The sequence below is a fragment of the Microbacterium sp. R86528 genome, assembly GCF_044596335.1.
GTDB lineage: Bacteria > Actinomycetota > Actinomycetes > Actinomycetales > Microbacteriaceae > Microbacterium > Microbacterium marmarense.
Genome location: NZ_CP138996.1, coordinates 1,977,151 through 1,995,723, shown reverse-complemented (window position 1 = coordinate 1,995,723; position 18,573 = coordinate 1,977,151). Strand labels below are relative to the sequence as shown.

The window sequence follows — 18,573 nt, the reverse complement described above, 5'->3', positions numbered from 1 at the left end:
TCGGGCCCGGTCACACCGACCCACCGCCCAGGCTCGCGGCGTAGCCTAGAAGAGTGAACTCCGCCGCGTCCGCTCCTGCCCCCGAGGCCCTCGATGCCGCCGCTCTTCGCGCCGACTTTCCACTGTTGGCCGCTCGCGGCGATGACAATCCGCTGATCTACCTCGACTCGGGCGCGACAAGCCAGAAACCCCAGGCCGTGATCGACGCCGAAGTGGAGTTTCTCACCACAACAAACGCGGCCGTTCACCGCGGCGCACACACTATGGCCGCTGACGCCACCGATCTCTTCGAAGACGCGCGCGAAACCGTTGCGGCCTTCGTCGGCGCGCAGCCCGAACAGCTGGTGTGGACCAGTGGCGCAACGGCGGGGCTCAACCTCGTCGCCTACTCGCTCAGCAACGCCTCGATCGGTCGCGGGGCTCCCGCCAGTGCTCCCTTTGCACTGCGAAGCGGCGACGAGATCGTGCTCACTGAAACCGAGCACCACGCGAACCTGATTCCGTGGCAAGAGCTCGCCGCGCGCACGGGCGCGGTGCTGAAGCACATTCCAGTGCGCGACGACGGCACTCTCGATATGGATGCTGCAGCATCCCTCATCACCGAGCGCACCCGTGTGGTCGCTTTCACCCACGTCTCGAACGTGCTCGGAATCGTCAACCCCGTCAGCGAGATCATCGCGATGGCCAAAGCCGTCGGAGCACTCACCGTGATGGATGCGTGCCAGTCGGCACCGCACATGCCACTCGACCTCCCCGCACTCAAAGTCGACCTCGCCGTCTTCTCTGGCCACAAAATGATGGGCCCATATTCGATTGGCGGGCTGTACGGTCGTGCCGAGGTGCTCGAGGCGCTGCCGCCGTTTCTCACGGGCGGCTCGATGATCACGACGGTGACGCTCGACGAGGCCGCGTACCTTTCGCCGCCGCAGCGCTTCGAAGCTGGCACCCAGCCGGTCTCACAGGCCATCGGCCTTGCTGCTGCCGTGCGCTACCTCGACGGTGTCGGCATGTCGGCGATTCACGCGCACGAAGAGCGTCTCGAGCAGCGCATGCGCACTGGACTGCGCTCGATCGAGGGAGTGAGAATGCTCGGCGACACCGATCGCAGCTCGCGCGTGGGCATTGCTGCATTCGACGTTGACGGAGTGCACGCCCATGACGCGGGGCAGTTTCTTGACTCGCGCGGCATCGCGGTGCGCGTCGGACACCACTGCGCCCAGCCACTGCACCGCCGTTTCGGCATGACCGCTTCGGTACGTGCCAGCGCCGCCCTCTACAACACTGACGCCGACATCGACGCTTTCCTCGACGGCGTCAGCGGCATCCGTTCCTTCTTTGGAGTGAGCTCATGAGCCTCGAATCCCTTTACCAAGAACTGATCCTGGAACACTCCAAGCGTCCACACGGCAAAGGCCTGGGCAGCGAAGAGGGTCGCACCGCAACGTCGCATCAGCGCAATCCTGTCTGCGGCGACGAAATCACCTTGCGCGTGCATCTCACCGACGACGGCTCGGCCGTGCGTGAGGTCACCTGGGAGGGCGTTGGCTGCTCGATCTCGCAGGCGTCGGCCTCAATGCTCGCTTCGCTCATTGACGAAGACAGCGGTGACAACGGTCTGCCGAAAGAGCAGGCCACCGCACTGATCGACGGTTTTCGCGAGGCGCTGCGCTCCCGCGGCAAGATCCCTCTCGACGAAGAGGTCTTCTCTGATGCGGCTGCGCTTTCGGGCGTTTCGAAGTTCTCTGCCCGCGTGAAGTGCGCGATGCTCGCCTGGGTCGCCCTCGAAGACGACCTCAGCCGCGCGTAGCCTCTTTAGACGAGCGTGACGCTAGCCGAGACCGGCGCGTTCGTCAGTTCCCAAGCGGTCACCCGCAACAGGCTTGCTCGACAGACCGACGGATCCTGAGCCTGGGGCTCCCGACAGCGCGGCGTCGACTGCAACAGATTCATCGACGTCGGCGTATTGCGCGCGCAAGCGCACCGGGCTGGTCTTCTTCTGCTCGCGCTTCGCCTTTCGAGCGGCGTAGGTCAGGTTGAGCGCTTCGACCAGAATCGCGAAGGCCATCGGTCCATAAATGAAGGCCTTGTCGATGTAGGCACCGAAGCCCTCGGCGATCAAGAACACACCGATCAGTAAGAGGAACGACAGCGCGAGCATCTTCACCGTCGGGTGCTTGTTCACGAAAGTGAAGATGAAGCGCGAAGCGAACAGCATGATGCCGAACGACAGCACCACCACGGTGATGATGATCACCAGATTTTCAGTCATGCCGACTGCGGTGATCACCGAGTCGAGCGAGAACACCAGGTCGAGAAGCAGAATCTGTGCGATCACCGAGCCGAAAGTCGCGGTAGCGACTTTGCTGCCGGCATGACCTTCTTCTTCGAGCCCCTCCAGCTTGTGATGAATCTCAGTCACTGCTTTGTAGACCAGGAACAGACCTCCGGCGATGAGGATGATGTCTTTCCAAGAGAATCCCATCCCCCAGATGGTGAAGATGTCATCTTTGAGCGTGATGATCCACCCTGCGAACAACACGAGAATCACTCGCATCACCATCGCGAGGGTCAACCCTAGGTTGCGCGCTTTCGCCTGCTGCTCTTTGGGCAACTTCGACGCGAGTATCGAGATGAAGATGACGTTGTCGACGCCGAGCACGATCTCAAGCACGAACAACGTGACGAAGACCGCGATCAGGTCAGGGGTGAAGGCAAAAGAGAAGTCCACGGCCCCATCGTACGGATCAGAGCGCCGCCGTAGCCACAAACGCCGTCACCCCACCCGACAGGCGCAAGGGGCGAAGCACACTGACCACTGGTCAGGCGCAGAGGGCGAAGGATACAGACCGCTGGTCAGGCGTGAAATCCGTCGCTCGAACTCAGGGTCTGGCTTATGCTCAAAAGGCGAACCCGGTCGCGGTAGCCCCTCCCTCATCTCCCACGTCTCGAAAGTCTCGAATGAACACGGACAGTCCCCCGCTGGCGCCTTCACGCGGCAAGCGCACCGTTTGGATCGCCCTTGCCGCCGTAGCCGTCGTCGCCGTGATCGCAGCATGGCTGCTGTGGCCACGCACCGAAGAACCGGCCGAGCCGATCGCTTCCGTCGCTCTCACCCCTACCCCAACGCCTGCTGCCTCAGCACCCGTAGCGGTCGTCGACTCCGCAAATTGGCCCGCGTGCCGAGTTGCGAAGGACATCACCGAGATTCCCGCCGCCCTCTGGAGCCATCCCGACACGACCGAAGAGCGTTGGATAACCGCATATGCAACCGGGCGCGAGGGCGATGCGATCCTGGCAACATCAGCAGCGGCGAGCAGCCTAAATCTGTCGCTGTTGGACGCGAGCAGCGGTGCTGAAGCCTGGCGCGCTGAGTTGCCCGAAACAGTCGGCTGGACGGCGTTGTGGGCGGTCGCACCAGACGACGAGCACCTTGTCGTGCTGATCAAAGCGCAGGCAGGTGGCGACTACGCACTTGTGTCGTTGGATCGTACGAGCGGTGCGATCGTCGACCGTACTGAGGTTGAATCAACTTTCCAGAACATACAAACGGCGTATGACGACGTCTTCAGCGCCACAACAGCCACTTTCGACGGCGACTTGCTCGTACTGAGCAGCGATGCGCAGGTTCAACGCCTCGACCCTGCCGATCTTTCGACGCCGGTGTGGTCGATCGACGCGTCAGCATTGATCGTCAACCCGGCTTCTCAGGCTGCCAGCGAACCGATCCTCGCCGCAGGTGAGTTGATCTTTGTCGGCGATGCGGCTCACCGGCTCACCGATGGATCACGCAGCGCATGGGAACGCACCTCGGGCACATACGCCGAGGTCGATGAAGCGACGATTCACCTCTTCTCGGATGATGCGGGCGCACACGCCGAGCGTATTGATCCGACAACGGGAGCGAGCATCTGGCAGTCGACGGGCGATTTCGCGATCATCGCCGGGTCACAGCTAGCGACCGTGAGCGGCGACAACGCCGAGGCCGCGCTCCTCGACCCCTCATCGGGTGAGGTGACCAGCGTCGGGCTCACCGGCTCGATTCCAGGGAATGCGTCGGCGGTGACAGCGTCGCAGTGTGAAGTTCTACCCTTCGGTGATGCCTACTTTGACGTGCGCGATTCCGGAGTCTCGATCACCAGCGGGGTAGGTCTCGTCGACGGCCTTGACTTCACCAGCTCGTTCACCTCCGACTCCGTCGTCTACGGCTTTGTCTACCCGCCCGAGCAAGCAGCGGTCCTGGCCGGCGTGTCACGCGACACAGGTGAGGTGCTGTGGCAATTCGACACCGGGATTGACTCGATGCGGGAGAACGAACTCAAGCAGACGGGTGGAACGCTGCTCACCGTCCGCAACAATGAACAGCCGCCGACTGTGTCGGGTATCGGCTGACCGCTCCGGCTTCGCACGCCAACTAGAATGAACGAGTCCGGCATCCCTCGATCCAGGAGTTCAGCCGCGTGACTACCCCTTCCCTGACGTCTTCCGCTGCAGCATCACGCCCGGTGGCCGACACCGTCGAGAACGCCATCGCAACCCCTGAGAAAGATCAGCCTTACGGCGCACTCGGGCTCAAGAGCGACGAGTACGCCTCCATTCGCGACATTCTTGGTCGCCGCCCCACCTCGGGCGAGCTGGCGATGTACTCGGTGATGTGGTCGGAGCACTGCTCCTACAAGTCGAGCAAGATCTACCTGCGCAAATTCGGCGAGAAGGTCTCTGACGAAATGCGCAAACGGCTCATGGTCGGCATGGGGCAGAACGCCGGCGTCGTCGACATCGGCGAAGGCTGGGCGGTTACCTTCAAGGTCGAGTCACACAACCACCCCAGCTACATCGAGCCCTTCCAGGGCGCAGCCACCGGCGTTGGCGGCATCGTGCGCGACATCATCTCAATGGGAGCGCGCCCGGTCGCGATCATGGACCAGTTGCGCTTCGGCGCAATCGATGACCCCGACACTGCTCGCGTCGTTCACGGCGTTGTGAGCGGCATCTCGTTCTACGGCAACTGCCTCGGCCTGCCCAACATCGGCGGCGAGACCGTGTTCGATTCGGTCTATCAGGGCAACCCGCTCGTGAATGCACTTGCTGTCGGCGTCATGCGCCATGAAGACATCAAGCTGGCAAACGCCACCGGCGCTGGCAATCAGGTTGTGCTCTTCGGTGCACGCACCGGCGGCGACGGCATCGGCGGAGCATCCATTCTCGCCTCTGACTCGTTCGATTCGACCGGACCGACCAAGCGCCCCGCAGTGCAGGTCGGTGACCCCTTCGCCGAGAAGGTGCTCATCGAGTGCTGCCTCGAGCTCTACAAAGACAACCTCGTCGAAGCCATCCAAGACCTCGGCGCCGCCGGCATCTCGTGTGCAACCAGTGAGCTCGCCGCCAACGGCGGTTCGGGAATGCGCGTCGACCTCGAGAACGTGCTGCTGCGCGACCCCACCCTTACCCCCGAAGAGATCCTGATGAGCGAGAGTCAGGAGCGCATGATGGCGATCGTGGCTCCCGAGAAGCTCGAGCGTTTTCTCGAGGTCGTTGGCAAGTGGGATGTCGAGACCAGCGTGCTCGGCGAGGTCACCGGCGACGGCCGCCTGCAGATCTTCTGGCACGGTGAAGAGATCGTCAACGTCGACCCATCAACGGTTGCCGTCGATGGACCCGTCTACGAGCGCCCCGTGGCGTACCCCACCTGGATCGACGCCCTGCGCGACGACTCAGCCGCGGCGCTGCCCCGTTCGGTTGACGCAAACACTCTGCGTGCGCAGTTCACCCAGCTTGTGGCTAGCCCTAACCTGGCCGACACCGCCTGGGTGACGAACCAGTACGACTACTACGTCGGCGGCAACACCGCCCTGAGCTTTCCCGACGACGCCGGCATGATTCGCGTCGACGAGCAGTCAGGGCTTGGTTTCGCCATCGCCACCGATTGCAACGGTCGCTACTGCCAACTGGACCCGTATCAGGGCGCCAAACTCGCTCTCGCCGAGGCGTACCGCAATGTCGCCGTCACGGGTGCCATCCCCACCGCGGTGACCGACTGCCTCAACTTCGGCAGCCCAGAGAACCCCGAAGTGATGTGGCAGTTCTCGCAGGCCGTTGATGGTCTGAGCGACGGGTGCCTCGAACTCGGCATTCCTGTCACCGGCGGCAACGTGTCGTTCTACAACCAGACCGGTGATCAGCCGATCTTCCCCACCCCGGTGGTCGGCGTTCTCGGCATCATTGATGACGTCGCGCGGCGTATTCCTTCGGGCTGGCAAGACGCCGGAGAGAACATCTATCTGCTCGGCGTCACGGCGAATGAGCTGTCGGGCTCACAGTGGGCCGGCACCGTTCACGGTCACCTCGGCGGACGCCCTCCGGCTGTCGACCTGAGCCAAGAACGCAAGCTCGCCGAACTCATTCACGCAGGCTCTCTGCAGTCGCTGATCTCATCAGCCCACGATCTTTCGTCGGGCGGACTTGCACAGTCGCTCGCCGAGTCGGTAATGCGCTTCGGCGTCGGCGCTCGCGTCTGGCTGAACGAGATTATGGACCGTGATGGGGTGGATGCTGCCACCGCGCTATTCTCGGAATCCACCGGTCGCGTGCTCGTGACCGTGCCCCGCGAAGACGACGTCAAGTTCCGCGGGCTCTGCGAAGGCCGCGGCTACCCGGTGCTGCGCATCGGAGTCACTGACTCTGCCGCCGATGGCGACGATCCAGCACTTGAAGTGCAGGGGCTGTTCACATTGCCCCTGGTTGAGCTGCGCGATCTGTCGACCGCGACGCTCCCCGCTGCGTTCGGGGCCACGATCACCGAAACCGCAGTCTGAGACCCGCGAGGAGACGAACAATGGGAAACGCCGTGGACGACGACGAGTACGCCGGCTTCAACGACGGTAGGCAGCGACGGATGAAGATCGTGGCGTGGGTGACCATCGTCGCGCTGATTCTTGTTGCCGGCGGTGCCACCGTCTTCGCCCTGCTGTTCGCATAGCCCCCTGCCGGAGTGACCGTAGGCGCGGTTAGCATGGACGGGTGGAGCCATTCCTCCTTTTTGCGGGCACCTGGTGGTGGATCGCTCCGGTCGTCGTGGGCGCCGGTGCGACGGCCTATGGCGCGCTGACCACAAGGCCTCGCCGTGCACGGCGGCTTGAACTCGACGCCGCGCGCCACGAAGAAGCACTCGCCTACCGCGCCCTGCAGGCTTCTCGGGCCAACACGCGCGCAGCACACGCCGACGTGCTGGCTGCGAAGGCACGCCGCGGTGCCCCCGCCGCTGGAGCGCCCTCGCTGTACGACGCCAAACGGGTACTGCAATCTGCCAAGCAGCAAGAACGCGCGTCATCGCTGCAGCTGCGGGCTCAACGCGCCCGCGTGAAAGCTGCGATGACCCACTACAGCACCACCCCTGCCGGATCTCCGTTGCCTATCGAGACGTTGCTAGCCCGCCATGATGCGGTCACCGCGCGATGGCTTTCATACGAGACCGACCCCTCGCTCGCGCTCACCTTTCCGCAGATGCTGAATGCGCAGCATCCCGTGACCCTCGCCTTTCTTCGCGCCCACCAGCGGGCGAATGCGCAACGACCCGATACCGCCTCTCGCGATCGGGTGAGCCCGGAACAATATGCGGCGTACCGCATCGCAGTGCGTGAAGCGGAGTCGACCCTGGTGGCAGCAGAACGAGACGCCGGGCGTGCAGCGCGGGCGGAGATACCCCGAACGGGCACCACCCCACCCAGCTAGCATGTTGGGGTGGGTGAGTTCTATACGTTCCTCGCGGGATACTGGTGGCTGGCATTTCCCCTGTTCGGGGTGCTCGCCTCAGTTGGCGGCGCCTGGGAGAGAAACGCTCGCCGCCGCCACAAACGACGCCTTGAAGTTCTTCAGGCTAAGGCATCGCTGAAAGCAGCGTCGCGCGCCGCAATAACACCGCCAGAAGGAACACCCGCTGAACAGGCTGCATCCGAGAAATCCACGCACGAGGGAACTATCGCTGGGCAGCTTGAACGCTTGTTCGCCGAGCACGATGAGGTTTCTGCACGGTGGCTTGACTACGAACTTGACGTCTCGAAGGTCATCGCCTTTCCGGCGATGAGTGATGGGCGACAGCCGCTGACTGCTGCTTTTCTACGCGCCAAACGGGTTGCTGACGGACTTCGACCCGCGTCAACCAAGGCACGTGTTACCAAAGAGCAATTGGCCGACTACCGCAGCGCTGTCACCGACTTCGAGGTGGCCTTCGACGTTGCTGAGAGAGACGCTCGCCGCATCAAGGACTCGAACTTCACTGAGCTCGAGCGCAAGCGCCTGGCGACAGCAAAGCAGCTGCTTGGAGTTGCGATCGACCAGGCTGCGACCCCAGCTGAGCGTCAGCTCGCCTACCGCCGGGTGCGCGAAGAGCTTGATGGCCTGCTTTCGCTCTCCGATGACGCCATCGACGGGCTCGAGAAGAAAGTCGCGCTCGAACTGCCGAGCGGCCTTGGCGAGGCACGCCCCGAGGCCTGACCAACGACGAAGGGCGCCGACCGAAGCCGACGCCCTTCGTTTCTGATCAAGATCAGGAGGTGAGTGAGTCGACCCACTCCTGGTTCTCTGAGATCCACTGCTCGACGATCGGCGAGTAGTCTTCGATGTCTTCGTCAGCGTTGAACATGACGTTCTCGAGCGAGTACAGCAGTTCGCTGTCCATCTTGAACTCGGTCAACCAGCCGGCAAGCGTCGGGAAGTTGCTCTCGAAGCTCTTGCCACCGAACGAGTGGATACCCTCGACGTCGCCGAGTGCACCTTCGGGGTCTTCAAGGTTCTTGATGGGGAACGCGTCGTACGCCCAGTGCGGGCTCCACAGGGTCACAGCGATGTTCTCGCCGGCCTCGGTAGCCGCGGTCAGCTCTGCGAGCATGGCGGGAGTCGACGAGGTCAGGTAGTCCATGTCTTCCAAGCCATAACCAGGAATGACGACCTCTTCGGTGACGCGGTTCAGGCCCGAGCCAGGCTCGATTCCGACAAGGCGGTTGTCGAACAGGTCCGCATTCTCAGCGAGCTCGTCGAGCGAATCGATGGGAGCGTCTTCGTTCACCGCGATGGTGAGCTTGGCCTCTTCGTTCCATGCGCCGAGGTCGACCATCTCGTCGCCGTACTCGGCGATGTAGTCAGCGTGGGTGATCGGCAGCCAGGTGTCGAGCACGACGTCGTAGTCGTCGTCGCTCAGGCCCTGGTAGACGGGTGCGACGTCGGCGTATTCGAGCTCGACGCTGTAGCCCTTCTCTTCGAGAATGGCCTTCCACAGCTCGCTCGCTGCGATGCCTTCGTCCCAGCCGTTGAACACGGCGATGGTGAGATCCTGCTGGTCTCCGTTGTCAAGGCCGCCTTCTGCCGACGTGTCGTCAGAGCTTGCCGAGCAACCTGCGAGAACCATGGTCGCTGCTGCGCCCAGTGCGAGGGCTCCGGTGATGTTGCGCTTCTTCATTGCTGTTTCCTTTCCTCCCGTGTGCTGTGGCACGGGTGTGGGGAGGCTCGCGCTATCTGCACGAGCAGGTGGGCGGACGAATGCCGTTGCAGGCGGCGTCCACCCGGTCTCGTCGGCTGGAACTCTCCAGCCGAAGTTTTTGTGATCAGGCAACGCCCGCTGTGGTGATCTGCGTGGGACGGTGCACTTCGAGTTCTGCCTGCGCCGCGGCATCCGTGGGTGACTTCGCGCTGCTGAACGAACGCTTCGTTCGACCGGCGGCAAACGCACCCGTGATGCGGTCAAGGATGATCGCGAGAATCACCACGGCAAGCCCGGCTTCAAAACCGAGTCCGACGTTGATTCGGTTCAGTGCTGCGACGACCTCGCCACCGAGGCCGCCCGCCCCGACCATGCCGGCGATAACGACCATCGAAAGCGAGAGCATGATCACCTGGTTGACGCCAGCCATAATCGACGGCATCGCCAACGGCAACTGAATCTGTCGCAGGATGCGACCCGGTGACGCACCGAATGCCTGACCGGCTTCAACCACTTCTTTGTCCACTCCGCGAATGCCGAGTTCGGTCAAGCGCACACCGGGTGCCATGGCGAAGACGATCGTGGCGACGATTCCGGGCACGACGCCGACGCGGAACAGAATCAGCGCCGGAATCAGGTAGACGAAGGCGGGCATCGTCTGCATGAAGTCGAGGATCGGGCGGATGATGCGTGAGGCAAGGTCATTGCGGGCGCCGAGGATGCCGACGGGAACAGAGATGACGACCGCGATCGTGCTGGCGACCAGCACGAGCGCGAGGGTGTCCATCGCGTTTTCCCACTGGCCTACGCTGACGATCAAGAGCAGACCGATGACGCTGCCGAGGGCGAGCTTCCACCCCTTGACCCACCAAGCGAGCAGGGCAATGAGGGGAATGATGATCCAGTAGGCCGGGGTGGAAAGCACGAAATCGACGGCGTCGTAGAAGCCGAGGAAGACTGCACGCACGACGGCAAAGAAGCCACTTAGCGCCTCGGTGAGAACGTCGATGAACGCTTCAACCCAGTCGCCGATCGGTAGACGAAAGTCATTCATCGTGCGACCTCCTCGGTCGATGCGAGGCCCGGCGTCGCGGTGTCGTCCGACCCCTCGTGCAGAGTCTCGTCGAACATGTCCATCGAGATTGTGGTGGGTGGCAGCTCAACGACAGGCATCTCGCCGGTGTCGCTCGTGATGTTGCCGAGTGCGGCGAGCAGGGTGACGCGCGGAACCACGCCGAGCAGACGCTGCTGGTCATCGACCACCGCGAGCGGCAGGTTTGATTCGACCGCGCTCTCGAAGAGATCGCTGAGCACCTGGTCGGGGGCCACTACCGGGTAATCGGTGCGGATGACCGACTCCAGCGTGGTGATGCCCTTCTTCACGAGGCGCATCACGTCACGATCGTGGACAACACCCAGCAGCTTTCTGCCACCGCCAACCACGTACACGATCGAGGTCTGCATGTCGCGCATGGTGCGCAGCGCAGCGCGCGGGCCGGCGCTTGCGCTCATGACCGCACGGGCTTTGTCCATCACATTGGATGCTGAGAGCACCCGAGCACGGTCGACGTCAGCGACGAACTGCGCAACATAGTCATCAGCGGGATCGGTGAGGATCTCTTCCGCGGTGCCCTGCTGCACGATTCGCCCATCGCGCATAACGGCGATGCGATCACCGAGGAACATCGCCTCGTTCAGATCATGGGTGATGAAGATGATCGTCTTGCCGAGCTCTTGCTGCAGCTCGATCAGCTGTTCTTGCATCTCGCGGCGAATGAGGGGGTCGAGTGCCGAGAAGGCCTCGTCCATCAACAGGATGTCAGTTCCAGCGGTCAGCGCACGGGCAAGGCCCACACGCTGCTGCATTCCCCCCGATAGCTCACTGGGCATTGCGTCCGCGCGATCGCCGAGGCTTACCTTCTCGAGGATCTCGCGAGCACGAGCGTTGCGCTCGTCGGCGGGAACACCCTGGATCTCTAGGGCGTACGCGGCATTGTCCAGCACAGTGCGGTGCGGCAGGAGGGCGAAGTGCTGAAACACCATCGAGATCGACGAACGGCGAATATCGCGCAGTTCTTTCGCCGACGCGGTGCCGACGCTGCGGCCCTGCACCAACACGTCACCTGCCGTGGGCTCAAGAAGCCCGTTCAGCATGCGGATGACCGTCGACTTTCCTGAGCCCGAAAGCCCCATGATGACGAAGATCTCACCGGGCTTAACCGTAAAGCTCGCGTCGATCACAGCAGCTGTTCCGGAGTGCGCGACCTCAGCGCGGGTTGCGCCAGCTTTCAGTCGTTTCACTGCGTCTTTAGGATTGCGGCCAAATACTTTGTATAGATTGCGTGCCTCAAGGGCATTTTCGACGGTCAATTGCTTCACCTGGGTGCCGCTTGAAACCGCGGTCACTCTCGGTTACGCCCGGGTGACGGTCATTGGCGCCACAGACACGTCACCTCACAGGTGACGCGGCAGCGCATCCGGCGATGCAACATCGGGTTCATCGCTAAGACCGTCGACCATACGCTCGTCGCACATGAACCCCCAGGGTCCCACTGATGCGACAACCGCGGACTGGTCGTCAGAGGCCAAAAGCCTCTTCAACGCTAACCCGCGAGAGCATGGGCGTCAAAGTGAAACCCGAGCGCCGGTCGTCATTGGAAATATGTTGCTCCCGGTATGCGTCGAGTTATCCACCCCACGCGTCAACGCGCACAAACTGCTCGAAAAGCCATCCAACCTGGCTCTATGCGGCGCTGGCGCCTCTAGTCTCGTCACGCGCCACACGTGCATGACGATTCGCTTGTCCATTGGAAGCGCGCGCCAGATGCCTTGTACCGTTGCCAGCTGTCGACCCCGCGCGAGCGATGAAGACCACGCTCGTCATACGGCGGGGTTGACAACAGCGCGATCCCTGTTGCATGGTTAGTTAGTCAAGTAAGTAACCAACCAACGGAGGCGCCGTGATCGAAGATGGCCGTGCACTCTTCCTGCAGATTGCAGAGAGTGTCGAAGACTCGATCATCGACGGCAGCCTGGCCCCAGAGGCACAGGCTCCGTCGACGAACGAGCTTGCCGCATTCCACCGCATCAACCCCGCTACGGCAGCCAAGGGCATTGCCCTCCTCGTCGACAAAGGCATTCTCTACAAGCGCCGAGGCATCGGCATGTTCGTGGCGGCGAACGCACGAATCCTGCTCCTTGAAGAGCGCCAAGCGCGCTTCGCGCTGCGATTCATCGACCCGCTCATCGGCGAAGCTCGCAAGCTCGGCCTGAGCAGCGATGACCTTGCCGCACTCATTCAGTCACGAGCAGCTTCTGCTGTCACACCTACATCCGACTCAATCCAGGAAGGACCTGCACGATGACTGCAGTCATCGAGGTCACCGACCTCACCAAGCGATACCGCGAAGTCACCGCGGTTGACAATGTCAGCTTCACCATCGAGAAAGACACGATCTACGGCCTGCTCGGCCGAAACGGCGCCGGCAAGACAACGGTGATGTCGATCCTCACTGCGCAGAACTTTCGCACGTCTGGCAGCGTCAAGATCTTTGGCGAGGAGCCCTACGAGAACGCTGACGTGCTCAAGCGGATGTGCTTCGTTCGCGAGAGCCAGAAGTACCCTGACGATGCGCTGCCCTCGCACGCGTTCCGCATGGCGGCACTGTTCTTTCCGCACTGGAGCCAAGAGTTGGCCGATCGGCTGGTCGAGGACTTCCAGCTCCCCAAGAAGACACGCATCAAGAAGCTCTCGCGCGGGCAGCTGTCGGCGGTTGGCGTGATCATTGGTCTCGCGTCGCGCGCCGAGATCACGTTCTTCGATGAGCCCTACCTGGGTCTGGATGCCGTCGCTCGCCAGATCTTCTACGATCGCCTGCTCGAGGACTATGCCGAGCATCCACGAACCGTGATTCTGTCGAGCCACCTGATCGACGAAGTGTCGCACCTGATCGAACGCGTACTCGTCATCGACAAGGGCCAGATCATCATGGACGAGAGCACGGATGCTACGCGTGACCGCGCGGCGAACATCGTCGGCGATGCTGCAGCAGTTGACGCATTCATCGGCGAGCGCGAGGTGATTCATCGTGAGAGCCTCGGCCGCGTAGCCTCCGTGACGGTGCTGGGCGCTCTGACCGGCGAAGATCGCGCACGTCTCGCGGCGACGGGCCTCGATGTCGCGCCGGTGTCACTGCAGCAGCTGATCGTTCGCATGACGCAGCACGCCAGCGGTAACACCGATGAACAGACCTCTCTCGGCGAAGGAGCAATGCGATGAGCCGCACAGTGAACGTCGTCCGAATGCAGTTCATCAACAAGCAGACCTACGTCTGGATCCCGCTGATCATTCTGGCAAGCGCATTTGCCATCACCCTCGCGATCTACGGCATTCTCATCGCTGCCGGAGTCGATGGCCCCAAAGTAGGCGGCGGCGCGCAGGCGCCGCTGTGGTACTTCTTCGCGGTGGGAATCCAAGCTCTCACGATGACATTCCCTTTCTCGCAGGCCATGAGCGTCACGAGACGCGAATTTCTAGGCGGCACGCTGCTTGCAGCCATGCTGGCCTCGATCGCACTCGCTGCCGTGTTCGTCGTCGGAGGACTCATCGAGCTCGCCACCGACGGGTGGGGGCTGAACGGCTGGTTCTTCTACCTCGAATGGGTGTGGGAGAGCGGTCCGGTGGGCGCCGCGTTCGTGTACTTCGTCACTGCAATGCTGTTCTTCATCACCGGACTGTGGTTCGCAACCGTCTACCGACGTTTCGGCGGTCTCGGGTTGACGGTAGCGCTCGTGGGACTCGCCGTGGTCGTCGTCTTTGCAATGTTCGTCATCGGACAGCTCGACGCCTGGGCCGCAGTGTTCACGTGGATCAATGAGTTGGGCGCCGTGGGGCTATCGCTGTGGGGCGTGGTGCTGCTGGCGGTAACTTCGCTAGTCGCCTTCTTGACGCTGCGCCGCGCCACGCCCTAGCGGGTGTCACCTGCAGCCGACGGCCACTTGAGAAGACTCAGTGGCCGTCGGCTGCTTCGGTGTGGTGGCGAATAACCTCGGCGACGACGAAGTTGAACCACTTCTCGGCAAACTCGGGATCAAGCTCTGCGTCGAGAGCGAGCTGGCGCAAGCGCGCGACCTGCTGCTCTTCGCGGGCAGGGTCAGACGGCGGCATCCCATGCTCTGCTTTCAGCACACCTACCTGCTTGGTGGCCTTGAAGCGCTCCGCAAGGAGATACATCAGTGCAGCGTCGACGTTGTCGATGCTGCCGCGGAGGCGCTTCAGCGTGAGTGTCGGGTCTTCGTTCATGGGTGGTCCTCCCCTCAAATGTCGAGGATACCTGAGCGTCAGCCGAGTGCCCACTAAGGTGAAACCATGAGCGATGGCACACCTGAGTCGACCCCTCTTGCCGCGTCTGCCGCAGCGGGGACAGATAGCGCCCACGTCAGTGCAGGTGCAGACGCGGGCTCAACCGCCCTGTCGACCTACCCCGAGGCGCCGACTGCCCGATTCTGGGCAAGGCTGGACGGCCCGTTTGGGGTGGGGTTCATGCTCACGCTCGGCGGTTTGGCGGCGCTGGTGTTGGGACTCGCCATCTCGAATCTCGTCACGATCATCATCTACATTGCGTTCGCGCTCTTCGCTGCGCTCGGGATCGATCCCATCCTGAAGCGTCTTGAGCGCCACAACGTGGCTCGTGGCTGGGGAGTCACGATCGTGTTTCTCACGCTCACCGTCGCCTTCGTGGGCATTCTGTGGTTGATCATCCCAACCCTGGTGCAGCAGATCACTCAGTTCGTGACCGACCTGCCCACGACCATCTCGAACTTTCAGAACTCCGACTTCTTCCACTGGCTAGAAGGCATCTTCGGCACCGGGCTGTCGGGACTGCTCACCGAGGCTGAAACCTTCTTCACCAACCCGTCGAACATCGCGAAGATCGGCGGCGGCGCGTTGCAGGTCGGCGTCAGCATTGCGACCGGCATTTCAGGTCTGCTCATCGTCGTTGTCCTGACGCTGTACTTCGTGGTTTCGCTGGAGCCCATGAAAGAAGCGCTCGCCCGCTTTGCACCCGCGCGCAACCGGCCGAAGGTGAGTGCGATGACCAACGAGATCACCGATTCGGTCGGTGACTACCTGATGGGCATGGTCGTGCTGGCCTTCTTCAATTCGCTCGTGGCTTTCACGCTGCACCTCGTGCTGGGTCTGCCCTTCCCGTTGCTTATGGGCGTGCTCGCCTTCTGCATTACGATCATCCCGCTCGTCGGCCCCGTACTCTACTGGATCGTCGCATCGGTGCTCGCGGTGTTCACCAGCCCGATCTCGGCGCTGATCTTCGCGCTGTGCTACCTCGTCTACATCCAGATCGAGGCCTACGTGATCACGCCGAAGGTGATGAGCAAGGCCATCGAGATTCCCGGCGCGCTCGTTGTCATCGGAGCGCTGATCGGTGGCACACTGCTCGGCCTTCTCGGAGCGCTTGTCGCTGTTCCGGTCACGGCTTCTATCCTGCTCATCATCAAACAGGTATTGATTCCCCGGCAAGACGCAAAGGTCTAGCGGCCCGCGCGCTACCGCGCAGCGAGCAGGCAGGTCGGCGACGGCGCTTCAACCCGGTGTCGCACCGCAGAAGGCACGCCAGTGCGTGTGTCGAGGGTGAGCGAAGCAATGTCGTTTGAGAACTGACCGGCGACCAGCAGCGTGTCACGCACGACCACGTGGTGGCGGGGCCAGTTCACGCCCGCCTCAACAACCGCGACCGGAGCCAGCGCATCGCCGGCACCGCGCACGCGGATTGTCGCGAGGGTATTACTGCCGCGCACGCCCGCGTAGAGAAACTCGCCGTCGCGAGATGGGGCAAGTTCAGCGGCGGTATCACCGGGCAAGATTCCCGCACCGAGCTGGGATCCCGCCACGAGTCGCCACTTGCCCGTGATGTCGGGGGCGAGCGCGAAGATCTCGCAGCTGAGCTCTGCGACAACGTACAGATGCCCGCTCGGATGCCACACCATGTGCCGTGGGCCGCTGCCAAGCGGAAGCACGACCTGCTGCACGAACTGCAGTTGCGAATCGACCATGCGCCAGAACCTGACGAGGTCAAGACCCATATCTGTGGTCGCGATCAGGCCGTCACGCACGAACGCTGCCTGATGGGTGCGTGACGGTCGGGATGCTGCCACCCCTGGGGCGTCGGCCGGGACCTGCTCGACACCGGGCACATTGTCGATGGGGCCATCGTGATCGGGAATGAGATGCGAGAATTCAGATCCGGCTGCCGCGCGGAGCGCACGGGTCGCCTGCGCGAGGTCGGCGCCGGAATCGGGCTGCGGTTCCGGCGACGCATTGAGCGCGTACGGGTCTGCCGCAGGAGCACCCAGAGTCGGGCTCGATGGGCGACCAGCGGCATCCAGGCTCATCCGAACGACCCGGCCATCACTCCAGCAACTGGCGATCAACGACAACCCGTTTGGCGCGACGGCGACGTGACAGACGCTTTCGCCTGCCTCGACCGCTGTGCCGAGCGGCGCGAAGGAAGACTCGCCGGTGCGGCGATATGCCTGCACGGACCCCGCGCCTTCAAGGGCGGCATATACGACATCGAGAGTGGGATGCGCGCTGATCCACGATGGCGATCGTGATGCCGCCGCAACCTCGCCGCCGAAAGAAAGCGGCCCGCCTGCTGACTCTGAGTCAACATCGCCCGCCACGAGCGTGCTGATTCCCGAGGCAATGCCCCCAGCGCCAGCCGCATAGCCGCCGAGCCAGAACCGCGCCATCAGTCGACGAGATCGTGGCGCACGATGACTGCATCGCGAGCCGGCCCCACCCCGATGACCGAGATTCGGGTGCCGCTCATGGCCTCGAGTGCGAGCACGTAGTTCTGTGCCTCGATCGGAAGTTCTTCGAAGGTGCGCGCCCCCGAGATATCGCCCTGCCATCCGGGGTGGTACTCGAGAATCGGCGTCGCGTGGTGAAAGTCGGACTGATTGACCGGCACCTCGTCGAAGCGTTCGCCATCGACGTCGTAGGCGACACACACGGGAATCTGCTCGAGCCCACTCAGAATGTCGAGCTTGGTGAGCACGAGGTCGGTGATGCCGTTGATGCGGGTCGCGTACCGCGTGATCGGGGCGTCGTACCAGCCGACTCGACGAGGGCGGCCCGTGGTCGTGCCGAATTCGAAACCGCGCGAACGAAGGAAGTCGCCGTTTTCGTCGAAGAGTTCCGTGGGGAACGGTCCCGATCCGACGCGGGTTGTGTACGCCTTCACGATGCCGACAATGCGGTCGAGACGGTTCGGCCCGACACCCGAACCGGTGGATGCTCCACCCGCGGTCGCCGAAGATGAGGTCACGAACGGGTAGGTGCCGTGGTCGACGTCGAGCATGGTGGCCTGGCCACCCTCGAAAACGACCACATCTCCGTTGGAGAGCGCGTTGTCGAGCAGCAGTCCGGTGTCAGCCACCATCGGTTTGAGCCTGGGTGCGTACGACAGCAATTCGTCGACGACTTCGTCGGCGGTAATGGCGCGGCGGTTGAAGAGCTTCACCAGCAGGTGGTTCTTCTGGTCGAGCGCACCTTCAACCTTCTGGCGAAGGATGTTCTCGTCGAAGATGTCTTGCACCCGAATACCGACGCGGTTGATCTTGTCGGCGTAGGCGGGGCCGATGCCTCGACCGGTGGTGCCGATCTGACGCTTGCCCAAGAAGCGCTCGGTCACACGGTCGAGTGTGCGGTGGTATTGCGTGATGAGGTGCGCGTTGGCACTCACCCGCAGTCGCGAAGTGTCGAGTCCTCGGGCTTTCAGTGCATCGAGTTCGGCGAACAGCACTTCGGGGTCGACAACCACGCCGTTGCCGATCACCGCGTTCACTCCCGGCGAGAGAATGCCGCTCGGCAGCAGGTGCAGCGCGTACTTTTTGTCGCCAATGACGACCGTGTGGCCGGCGTTGTTGCCGCCGTTGAACTTGACGACCCAATCGGTTCGGTCACCGAGAAGATCAGTGGCCTTGCCCTTGCCCTCGTCACCCCACTGCACTCCGACGATCACAATGCCTGGCATAGGTCTTCCCCCCGTAGTCGAGACGGTTACACCCCATCCTATCCG

The 18,573-nt window shown here is 62.8% G+C and carries 18 protein-coding genes; 11 read left to right on the top strand and 7 right to left on the bottom strand.

Going from position 1 to position 18,573, the window contains the following annotated elements; genetic code table 11:
• Nucleotides 1–53: 53 nt before the first annotated feature.
• Nucleotides 54–1,352, top strand: a complete 1,299-nt coding sequence (locus SJY18_RS09270; RefSeq protein WP_396667332.1) for an aminotransferase class V-fold PLP-dependent enzyme — start codon at nt 54–56, stop codon at nt 1,350–1,352.
• Entirely contained in the window at nt 1,349–1,807 is a 459-nt protein-coding gene (gene sufU / locus SJY18_RS09265; RefSeq protein ID WP_337336755.1) for a Fe-S cluster assembly sulfur transfer protein SufU, read from the top strand. Before SJY18_RS09270 ends, sufU begins: the two co-directional genes overlap by 4 nt.
• Before the next feature lie 21 nt (nt 1,808–1,828).
• On the opposite strand, the gene SJY18_RS09260 is transcribed toward sufU, so the two are convergent.
• Complete coding sequence (locus SJY18_RS09260; RefSeq protein WP_337336754.1) at nt 1,829–2,728, bottom strand: TerC family protein; 900 nt, start codon at nt 2,726–2,728, stop codon at nt 1,829–1,831.
• Between the two features lie 230 nt (nt 2,729–2,958).
• On the opposite strand from SJY18_RS09260, the gene SJY18_RS09255 reads away from it, so the two are divergent.
• The 5 genes from SJY18_RS09255 to SJY18_RS09235 all read left to right on the top strand — a co-directional run bounded on the left by SJY18_RS09255 (nt 2,959) and on the right by SJY18_RS09235 (nt 8,490).
• Nucleotides 2,959–4,389, top strand: a complete 1,431-nt coding sequence (locus SJY18_RS09255) for a PQQ-binding-like beta-propeller repeat protein (RefSeq protein WP_396667331.1) — start codon at nt 2,959–2,961, stop codon at nt 4,387–4,389.
• A 68-nt stretch (nt 4,390–4,457) separates the two neighbouring features.
• Entirely contained in the window at nt 4,458–6,812 is a 2,355-nt protein-coding gene (purL, locus tag SJY18_RS09250) for a phosphoribosylformylglycinamidine synthase subunit PurL (protein WP_396667330.1), read from the top strand.
• A 20-nt stretch (nt 6,813–6,832) separates the two neighbouring features.
• Complete coding sequence (locus tag SJY18_RS09245) at nt 6,833–6,976, top strand: hypothetical protein (protein ID WP_337336752.1); 144 nt, start codon at nt 6,833–6,835, stop codon at nt 6,974–6,976.
• 41 nt (nt 6,977–7,017) lie between these two features.
• Nucleotides 7,018–7,728, top strand: a complete 711-nt coding sequence (locus tag SJY18_RS09240; protein ID WP_337336751.1) for a hypothetical protein — start codon at nt 7,018–7,020, stop codon at nt 7,726–7,728.
• Between the two features lie 9 nt (nt 7,729–7,737).
• A complete protein-coding gene (locus SJY18_RS09235) occupies nt 7,738–8,490 on the top strand; it encodes a hypothetical protein (protein WP_337336750.1) in 753 nt (250 codons plus the stop codon).
• A 52-nt stretch (nt 8,491–8,542) separates the two neighbouring features.
• Here SJY18_RS09235 and SJY18_RS09230 read toward each other — a convergent pair whose 3' ends face one another.
• From SJY18_RS09230 to SJY18_RS09220, 3 genes are all read right to left on the bottom strand, one after another.
• Nucleotides 8,543–9,451, bottom strand: a complete 909-nt coding sequence (locus SJY18_RS09230; protein WP_337336749.1) for a glycine betaine ABC transporter substrate-binding protein — start codon at nt 9,449–9,451, stop codon at nt 8,543–8,545.
• A 145-nt stretch (nt 9,452–9,596) separates the two neighbouring features.
• Nucleotides 9,597–10,526 (bottom strand): ABC transporter permease, encoded by a 930-nt coding sequence (locus SJY18_RS09225; RefSeq protein WP_396667329.1) that lies wholly within the window; start codon nt 10,524–10,526, stop codon nt 9,597–9,599.
• Complete coding sequence (locus tag SJY18_RS09220; RefSeq protein ID WP_396667328.1) at nt 10,523–11,773, bottom strand: glycine betaine/L-proline ABC transporter ATP-binding protein; 1,251 nt, start codon at nt 11,771–11,773, stop codon at nt 10,523–10,525. Before SJY18_RS09220 ends, SJY18_RS09225 begins: the two co-directional genes overlap by 4 nt.
• A gap of 659 nt (nt 11,774–12,432) precedes the next feature.
• On the opposite strand from SJY18_RS09220, the gene SJY18_RS09215 reads away from it, so the two are divergent.
• The 3 genes from SJY18_RS09215 to SJY18_RS09205 are packed head-to-tail and all read left to right on the top strand — an operon-like array spanning nt 12,433 to nt 14,443.
• A complete protein-coding gene (locus SJY18_RS09215; RefSeq protein WP_337336746.1) occupies nt 12,433–12,837 on the top strand; it encodes a GntR family transcriptional regulator in 405 nt (134 codons plus the stop codon).
• Nucleotides 12,834–13,751: an ABC transporter ATP-binding protein gene (locus tag SJY18_RS09210; protein ID WP_396667327.1), complete on the top strand. Its 918-nt coding sequence runs from the start codon at nt 12,834–12,836 to the stop codon at nt 13,749–13,751. Before SJY18_RS09215 ends, SJY18_RS09210 begins: the two co-directional genes overlap by 4 nt.
• Nucleotides 13,748–14,443 carry a hypothetical protein gene (locus SJY18_RS09205; RefSeq protein WP_337336744.1) on the top strand — a complete coding sequence of 232 codons (696 nt, stop codon included), beginning with the start codon at nt 13,748–13,750 and terminating at the stop codon, nt 14,441–14,443. Before SJY18_RS09210 ends, SJY18_RS09205 begins: the two co-directional genes overlap by 4 nt.
• Before the next feature lie 37 nt (nt 14,444–14,480).
• Here the strand turns inward: SJY18_RS09205 and SJY18_RS09200 are convergent, their stop codons facing one another.
• Nucleotides 14,481–14,774, bottom strand: coding sequence for a chorismate mutase (locus SJY18_RS09200; protein ID WP_337336743.1), 294 nt, complete (start codon nt 14,772–14,774; stop codon nt 14,481–14,483).
• A 66-nt stretch (nt 14,775–14,840) separates the two neighbouring features.
• On the opposite strand from SJY18_RS09200, the gene SJY18_RS09195 reads away from it, so the two are divergent.
• On the top strand, nt 14,841–16,025 hold the full coding sequence (locus SJY18_RS09195) for an AI-2E family transporter (RefSeq protein WP_337336742.1): 1,185 nt from the start codon (nt 14,841–14,843) through the stop codon (nt 16,023–16,025).
• A gap of 11 nt (nt 16,026–16,036) precedes the next feature.
• Here SJY18_RS09195 and SJY18_RS09190 read toward each other — a convergent pair whose 3' ends face one another.
• Together SJY18_RS09190 and SJY18_RS09185 are read right to left on the bottom strand one after the other, a co-directional pair.
• Nucleotides 16,037–17,242, bottom strand: coding sequence for a lactonase family protein (locus SJY18_RS09190; protein ID WP_396667326.1), 1,206 nt, complete (start codon nt 17,240–17,242; stop codon nt 16,037–16,039).
• Nucleotides 17,242–18,528 (bottom strand): adenylosuccinate synthase, encoded by a 1,287-nt coding sequence (locus tag SJY18_RS09185; RefSeq protein ID WP_337336740.1) that lies wholly within the window; start codon nt 18,526–18,528, stop codon nt 17,242–17,244. Before SJY18_RS09185 ends, SJY18_RS09190 begins: the two co-directional genes overlap by 1 nt.
• Nucleotides 18,529–18,573 lie beyond the last annotated feature (45 nt).

What these genes read in the sequence shown, in the direction of transcription:
- SJY18_RS09205 (WP_337336744.1), top strand. Translation starts at nt 13,748, where the DNA reads ATGAGCCGCACAGTGAACGTCGTCCGAATGCAGTTCATCAACAAGCAG.
- SJY18_RS09245 (WP_337336752.1), top strand. Translation starts at nt 6,833, where the DNA reads ATGGGAAACGCCGTGGACGACGACGAGTACGCCGGCTTCAACGACGGT.
- SJY18_RS09230 (WP_337336749.1), bottom strand. Translation starts at nt 9,451, where the DNA reads ATGAAGAAGCGCAACATCACCGGAGCCCTCGCACTGGGCGCAGCAGCG.
- SJY18_RS09185 (WP_337336740.1), bottom strand. Translation starts at nt 18,528, where the DNA reads ATGCCAGGCATTGTGATCGTCGGAGTGCAGTGGGGTGACGAGGGCAAG.
- SJY18_RS09210 (WP_396667327.1), top strand. Translation starts at nt 12,834, where the DNA reads ATGACTGCAGTCATCGAGGTCACCGACCTCACCAAGCGATACCGCGAA.
- SJY18_RS09190 (WP_396667326.1), bottom strand. Translation starts at nt 17,242, where the DNA reads ATGGCGCGGTTCTGGCTCGGCGGCTATGCGGCTGGCGCTGGGGGCATT.
- SJY18_RS09255 (WP_396667331.1), top strand. Translation starts at nt 2,959, where the DNA reads ATGAACACGGACAGTCCCCCGCTGGCGCCTTCACGCGGCAAGCGCACC.
- SJY18_RS09195 (WP_337336742.1), top strand. Translation starts at nt 14,841, where the DNA reads ATGAGCGATGGCACACCTGAGTCGACCCCTCTTGCCGCGTCTGCCGCA.
- sufU (WP_337336755.1), top strand. Translation starts at nt 1,349, where the DNA reads ATGAGCCTCGAATCCCTTTACCAAGAACTGATCCTGGAACACTCCAAG.
- SJY18_RS09225 (WP_396667329.1), bottom strand. Translation starts at nt 10,526, where the DNA reads ATGAATGACTTTCGTCTACCGATCGGCGACTGGGTTGAAGCGTTCATC.
- SJY18_RS09200 (WP_337336743.1), bottom strand. Translation starts at nt 14,774, where the DNA reads ATGAACGAAGACCCGACACTCACGCTGAAGCGCCTCCGCGGCAGCATC.